Source organism: Oerskovia sp. NPDC060287 (assembly GCF_042726775.1).
In the GTDB taxonomy this organism is placed as follows: Bacteria; Actinomycetota; Actinomycetes; order Actinomycetales; family Cellulomonadaceae; genus Oerskovia; species Oerskovia merdavium.
The window spans coordinates 1-5,859 of the sequence record NZ_JBHXBO010000252.1; the positions used below are offsets into that span (position 1 = coordinate 1).

General features: G+C 73.3%; 7 protein-coding genes. 5 read left to right on the forward strand and 2 right to left on the reverse strand.

Features of this window, described 5'->3' with window-relative positions; translation table 11 throughout:
* Positions 1–115 precede the first annotated feature (115 nt).
* The gene (locus tag ACFWFR_RS16765; protein WP_225220271.1) at positions 116–925 is read right to left on the reverse strand and encodes a class I SAM-dependent methyltransferase; all 810 of its coding nucleotides are present in this window, start codon (positions 923–925) and stop codon (positions 116–118) included.
* A gap of 266 nt (positions 926–1,191) precedes the next feature.
* Between ACFWFR_RS16765 and ACFWFR_RS16770 the strand changes: the two genes are divergently transcribed.
* Together ACFWFR_RS16770 and ACFWFR_RS16775 are read left to right on the forward strand one after the other, a co-directional pair.
* Positions 1,192–2,502, forward strand: coding sequence for a heparan-alpha-glucosaminide N-acetyltransferase domain-containing protein (locus ACFWFR_RS16770; protein ID WP_377623736.1), 1,311 nt, complete (start codon positions 1,192–1,194; stop codon positions 2,500–2,502).
* Complete coding sequence (locus tag ACFWFR_RS16775; protein ID WP_377623738.1) at positions 2,499–3,506, forward strand: aldo/keto reductase; 1,008 nt, start codon at positions 2,499–2,501, stop codon at positions 3,504–3,506. The genes ACFWFR_RS16770 and ACFWFR_RS16775 overlap by 4 nt, the downstream gene beginning before the upstream one ends.
* A gap of 1 nt (position 3,507) precedes the next feature.
* On the opposite strand, the gene ACFWFR_RS16780 is transcribed toward ACFWFR_RS16775, so the two are convergent.
* On the reverse strand, positions 3,508–4,305 hold the full coding sequence (locus tag ACFWFR_RS16780) for a hypothetical protein (RefSeq protein ID WP_377623740.1): 798 nt from the start codon (positions 4,303–4,305) through the stop codon (positions 3,508–3,510).
* 206 nt (positions 4,306–4,511) lie between these two features.
* Here ACFWFR_RS16780 and ACFWFR_RS16785 point away from each other — a divergent pair, with 206 nt between their 5' ends.
* The 3 genes from ACFWFR_RS16785 to crcB are packed head-to-tail and all read left to right on the forward strand — an operon-like array spanning position 4,512 to position 5,853.
* Complete coding sequence (locus tag ACFWFR_RS16785; protein ID WP_377623741.1) at positions 4,512–5,030, forward strand: universal stress protein; 519 nt, start codon at positions 4,512–4,514, stop codon at positions 5,028–5,030.
* Positions 5,030–5,479: a fluoride efflux transporter FluC gene (locus tag ACFWFR_RS16790; RefSeq protein ID WP_377623743.1), complete on the forward strand. Its 450-nt coding sequence runs from the start codon at positions 5,030–5,032 to the stop codon at positions 5,477–5,479. Before ACFWFR_RS16785 ends, ACFWFR_RS16790 begins: the two co-directional genes overlap by 1 nt.
* Positions 5,476–5,853 carry a fluoride efflux transporter CrcB gene (crcB, locus tag ACFWFR_RS16795; protein WP_377623745.1) on the forward strand — a complete coding sequence of 126 codons (378 nt, stop codon included), beginning with the start codon at positions 5,476–5,478 and terminating at the stop codon, positions 5,851–5,853. The genes ACFWFR_RS16790 and crcB overlap by 4 nt, the downstream gene beginning before the upstream one ends.
* Positions 5,854–5,859 lie beyond the last annotated feature (6 nt).

Consider the following 5,859-nt stretch of genomic DNA (forward strand, 5'->3'; position numbering starts at 1 on the left):
CCCCTGGGCAGGGGTCCGCGGCCTTCTCGTGGTGGTCGTGCTGGTGCGTGCGGAGCGTGGCGTCCGCGGGTCCGTCGGCTCGCCTCCGGCGCGGGGACGTGGCCCGACGGCGGCGCTAGACCCGGGCGAGCACCTCGCCGTTGAGGACGGCGAACCATCCGGCGGGCTCCTCGGCCCAGCGCAGCCACTCCTGCGCGAGCTGTTCGAGGGCGACGTCGTCCGCGAGCGCCGACTCCTTGGCCTGGACGGCGAAGTTGGAGGCGATGCAGCGCTCGGCCCACAGGCCGCCCCACCAGGCGCGGTCGGCGGGGGTCGAGTAGCACCAGACCCCGGCGGACGGCACGATCCCGGCGGGGTCGAACCCGGCCTCCTGCACCCAGGCGAGGAGGCGCCGGCCCGCGTCGGCCTGGTAGCCGTAGGCGTGCGTGACCTCGTGGTAGAGCTCGTTCCACTCCGTGAGGCCCGCCGACTCGGGGTACCAGGTCATGGCGGCGTAGTCGGCGTCGCGCACGGCGACGAGGCCGCCGGGCTTGGCGACGCGCTTCATCTCGCGCAGCGCGGCGAGCGGGTCGGACAGGTGCTGGAGGAGCTGGTGGGCGAACACGACGTCGAACGTGTCGTCCGCGAACGGCAGCTCGTAGGCGTTGGCCTGCTGGAACGAGACGTTGCTGAGCCCGGAACCGGCGGCGAGCTCACGGGCGCTGTCGAGCACCGCGGCCGAGGCGTCGACGCCGATCACGGTGCCTCCGGGAACGTGCCGCGCGAGGTCGACGGTCACGGTCGCGGGGCCGCAGCCGACGTCGAGGATCGCGTGGTTGGGGCGCAGGTGCGGCAGGAGGAACCCGGCGGAGTTCTCCGCGGTGCGCCACCGGTGCGAACGCAGGACGGACTCGTGGTGGCCGTGGGTGTACGACTCGGACTCCATGCTGGGAGTGCTGCCCAGGGCCCCGGTGGGGGCGTCGGGCGCGTGGGTGTCGGCCGCGGCGTCGACGGTGACGTCCTGGTCCGGCGTGGGGGTGTGGGTCATGCTTGCACGGTAGAACGCTTCCACGGTTACCACAGCCCCGTTCTCACATCATGGGCGGTGGAGGGTCGGGGTGCGGGTCGCACGTCGCCGCGAGGCCCTGTCGGGTGCCGCCGCGTCCGGTGCGTCCCGCACGCGCGGAGCGCTCCCGGGGGCAGGATTCTCCCGTGACCACACCCGCGGCCGAACTGTCCCTCCCGAGCCTCTCGACGCCGTCGGGCGGGTTCTGGCGGCGGCACGCCGACCTGCTCCTGCCTGCGGGAGACCGCGTCCCCGGGGTGGACCTGGCGCGCGGCCTGGCGATCCTGGGGATGTTCGCGGCGCACGTGGGCGTGACGTCGGACGACTTCGCGACCGGCGAGGGGTGGCTCTCGCTCGTGCACGGCCGGTCCTCGATCCTGTTCGCCCTGGTCGCGGGCGTCTCGCTCGCGCTCGTCTCGGGACGCCGCGCCCCGCTGGTCGGCGTGCCGGCGCTCCAGGCGCGCACGCGGATCCTGGTGCGAGCCGTGCTGCTCCTCGCGATCGCGGGGCTGCTCGACCTGCTGGGAACGCCGGTCGCGCTGATCCTGGGCTTCTACGCGGCGTACTTCGTCCTGGCGCTGCCGTTCCTGCGGTGGTCGCCGCCCCGGCTCGCGGGACTCGCGCTCGTCGTGGCGGTCGTGGGGCCACCGGTCGCGTACTGGCTGCCCGAGGTCATGCTGCGGGCCGAGCTCTGGCTGCCGATGGACGGTTCGGGCGCTCTGACGGACTTCCTCCTGACGGGCACGTACCCGGCCGTCGTGTGGATGGCGTTCGTGCTCGGGGGGCTCGCGGTCGGGCGCCTCGACCTGGCCTCGCGCCGTCTGCAGGTGTCGTTGCTCGCGGGCGGCCTCGTGACGTCGCTCGCCGCCTACATGGCGTCGGCGCTCGTCACGGGTGGCTGGCTGACGGCGGTGCTCGCGGGGAGCGGCCCGGCGGCACGGATCGAGCAGCAGGCCGCGGACGCGTCGGGCATCTACCAGCCCGAGCCGCTGCCGTGGTCGTCCCCCCTGCCGACGTCGGACTACCTGTGGCTCGCCGGGCCGCACACGAACACCACGCTCGAGGTCCTGGGCTCGGGTGGGTTCGCGCTCGCGGTCCTGGGGCTGTGCCTCCTGCTCGGGTCGAGCCGTGCGGTGCTGCGTGTCCTGGCCCCGCTCGCGGCCGTGGGGTCCATGGCGCTGACGGTCTACTGCCTGCAGATCCTCGCGATCTGGGCGTGGGAGGACCAGCTCATGGCGGGGACCGGCAACGGCGAGCTGGGGATGCTCGTCGTGGCGAGCCTGGTCTTCGCGACGGTGTGGCGGTGGATGCTGGGGCGCGGTCCGCTCGAACGGTTCGTGGGCTGGGTGGCCGGGCGCGCGGCGTCGATCCCCGCGGCGGCGCCGGATCCCACCAGCCGGGACGACGGTCCGACGGCGCAGCCCACCCCGGCCGGCGACGTACAGTCGGGCGCATGACGACTTCTTCACCCACCGCCTCCGTCCGCCCCGAGGTCCGTCGCCTCGGCTCGTCCGGCCTCGCGGTCTCCGCGATCGGCCTGGGCTGCAACAACCTGGGCCGCCCGCACACCGCGACCGAGTCCCTCGAGGGGGCCACGGCCCTGATCGACGCCGCGCTCGACGCGGGCATCACGTTCTTCGACGTCGCGGACGTCTACGGCGCGCGCCCCGGCCTGAGCGAGGAGCTGCTGGGCAAGGCGCTCGGCGACCGCCGGGACGACGTCGTGGTCGCGACCAAGTTCGGCATGCCCATGCACGGGGCCAACGGCGAGGACTTCCGGGCGCGCGGGTCGCGCCGCTACGTCGTCAAGGCGGTCGAGGCGTCGCTGCGGCGCCTCGGGACCGACTGGATCGACCTCTACCAGTTCCACACCCCGGACAAGCGCACTCCCGTCGAGGAGACGCTCTCCGCGCTCGACGACCTGGTCCGCGCGGGCAAGGTCCGCTACGTGGGGCACTCGAACCGTGCGGGCTGGCAGATCGCCGACGTCGAGTACCAGGCACGCCTGGCGGGCACGGTCCGCTTCGTGTCGGCGCAGAACCAGTACAACCTGATCGACCGCGAGGCCGAGCTCGAGGTGCTGCCCGCGGCGAAGGCCTACGGGCTGGGCGTGCTGCCGTTCTTCCCGCTCGCGAACGGCCTGCTGACGGGCAAGTACGCGGACGGCACGGGGCCCGACGACGGTCGCCTGGTCCACAGCAAGCCGCACCTCCTCGAGTCCGCGCCCTGGGACGCGCTGAAGGCGCTCCACACGTTCGCGCGCGAGCGCGGCGTGACCGAGGTCGAGGTCGCGTTCGGGTGGCTGCTCGCGCAGCCGCAGGTGTCGAGCGTGATCGCCGGGGCGACGCGGCCCGAGCAGATCCGTCAGAACGCCGCGGCGGGCGCCTGGGTCCCGTCCGCCGAGGACCTCGCGGCGCTCGACGCGATCTTCCCGCCGGCCCGCAAGGTGGCGCCGTTCTAGGTCACGTCGCGAAGGGCGCCTCGACGTCGACGTAGAGGCTGCTGAGCCGGAAGGTCGCGGCGCGCTCCAGTGCGTCCAGGGCCGACGGCTTGTCGAAGTCGAACACCTGGAGCTGGACGCTCTCGCCCGGAGGCACCACGACCTCGGTCGCCGCGCCCCACAGGAGCACCTCACCCGCGGCGTCCAGCGCGTGGATCTCGAGAGCCAGCACGTGCTCGCGGTCGTCGCCGTTGGTGATCGTGACGGGCAACCCGGTGCCCTCGGCGCGCGTCCCGTCGTCGCTCAGGTGCCCCGTGGGCTCCGCCGCCGCGAGTACGAGGTGCTCGGGGACCACGACGCCGGTGCCGAGCACGAGGTCCGTGCCGCCGGCCGCCGCGGGTGGCTCGACCGGGAGCCCTGTCGGGGTCGCCGCAGGCTCGTGCTCGTCGATCACCCCACCTGCCGACGGCTCGGCACCCGCCCCCGCCCCCGCGTGGGTCCCGCCACCCGCCACGAGCAGCGTCACCGTGACGACCAGGACGACCAGCCCTCCGACGGCGGCGGCGACCGCGAGCACGTGCCGGCTTCCTTCCGACCGGCGCTCCTGGACCATGCCGACGACGGCCAGCGCGACCGCGACGACCGCCGGGACCACGGCGAGGATCCTGAGTGCGGGGAAGAAGCACAGCGGGACGGCGAGCACCATGAGCAGCACGGCTGCGAGGGGCGCCAGGCTCGGCGCTGCGGGCACGGCCTGGGCCGCGGGAGCGCCCCGGTCGAGCGTGCTGCCCGGAGAGATGCTGCGGGACTGGTCGGACATGTGTCTCCTCGGTGGAAGGTGATCAAGAGAGGCGGCACACCCCTGCCTGGCGCCGCGGCCGGTCGACGGGTCCGCGGCGGCCCCATCCTGCCGAAGAACCGGCTCCAGGGAGCACACGACCGCTCGGCGGGACGATGTCCACGCTCGAACCACCGTCCGCGGGACCTCCTCGGGCACCCCGCCCCGTTCCGACCTACCCTCGAAGCATGGGAGAGAACACGGGGCTCGACCCGCAACCAGTCGTCCTCGGCGTTGCCCCCGGGCAACCCGACCACATCCTTCACGACGCGGCCCGCTTCGCGACGCAGTTCGGCACCGAGCTGATCTGCGCGCACGTGAACGCGGGACGGTACGCCGTGGCGGAGGACTCGACGGGAGCGGTGCGGTCCGCGCCGATCGACCCGGACTACCACGACGAGCGCGAGGACGAGTTCGACCCCGCGCTCGCCGCGCACCTCGCGTCGGTGCTCGACCCGAGCGGCGTGCGGTGGAGCACGCGGCTCCTGGTCGGGGACACCGCGGAGGCCCTCGGGCACCTCGCGGAGACGGTCGACGCGGCCATGATCGTCGTCGGCACGCACGAGCGTGGGTTCGGCGGCGGCGTCCAGGAGTTCTTCAACCGGTCGATCGCGGTACACCTCGCGCACCGGCAGAACCGGCCCGTGGTGGTCGTCCCGGCCAGGGCTCCCGGGGTCGAGTCCCCGCTGCCCTGGGTGACGCGCTGATGGCCGCCGCGACCAGGCCCAGCTATCTGCGCTGGGCCTCGATCGGTCTCGTCATGATCGGTGGGGCGTTCGGCGCGGCGGGCCGTGAGGGCGTCTCGCTCGCGGTCCCCGACATCGACCAGCTGCCCATCGCGATCCCGATCGTCAACATCGTCGGAGCCTTCCTGCTGGGCTACCTCTACGAGGCCGTGGCCCGCCGCCTGCCGGGCGACCCGCGCGGTCCCCGGCTCAAGCTGCTCCTCGGTACCGGCTTCTGCGGCGGCTTCACGACGTACAGCTCGCTGGCGACCGACACCGCGGTCCTGCTCGACAAGTCGCGCGTCGACCTCGCCCTGGTCTACGTCCTCGCGACCGTCCTCGTCGGTGCGGTCGCGACCTTCACCGGGATCGTCGTGGCGACCAAGGTCAACGCCCAGAAGCAGACCGCCGACGAGGGGACGAAGCGATGACCCTCGGCATCTTCCTCCTCCTCGCGATCGCGGGCGGTCTGGGCGCGGGCACCCGCTTCGTGGTCGACGGGCTCATCCGTTCCAAGGTCAAGACCGCCTTCCCGTGGCCCACGGCGATCATCAACATGTCGGGCTCGCTCGTCCTGGGCCTCCTCACCGGCCTGGTCGTCAGCAAGATCGCCTCGACCGACGTCAGCGCCGTGATCGGGACGGGCTTCCTGGGCGGATACACGACGTTCAGCACCGCGAGCTACGAGGCCGTGCAGCTCATCAAGCAGAAGCGGTACGGCACGGCGTTCGCGTACTCGATCGGCATCCTCGTGGTGTGCGTCGCGCTCGCGTACGTCGGCTACCGCTGGGGCGCCTCGCTCTGAGAAGAC

Coding starts and splice junctions, on each gene's coding strand:
- ACFWFR_RS16765 (WP_225220271.1), bottom strand. CDS start 925: ATGGAGTCCGAGTCGTACACCCACGGCCACCACGAGTCCGTCCTGCGT.
- ACFWFR_RS16775 (WP_377623738.1), top strand. CDS start 2,499: ATGACGACTTCTTCACCCACCGCCTCCGTCCGCCCCGAGGTCCGTCGC.
- ACFWFR_RS16780 (WP_377623740.1), bottom strand. CDS start 4,305: ATGTCCGACCAGTCCCGCAGCATCTCTCCGGGCAGCACGCTCGACCGG.
- ACFWFR_RS16785 (WP_377623741.1), top strand. CDS start 4,512: ATGGGAGAGAACACGGGGCTCGACCCGCAACCAGTCGTCCTCGGCGTT.
- ACFWFR_RS16790 (WP_377623743.1), top strand. CDS start 5,030: ATGGCCGCCGCGACCAGGCCCAGCTATCTGCGCTGGGCCTCGATCGGT.
- crcB (WP_377623745.1), top strand. CDS start 5,476: ATGACCCTCGGCATCTTCCTCCTCCTCGCGATCGCGGGCGGTCTGGGC.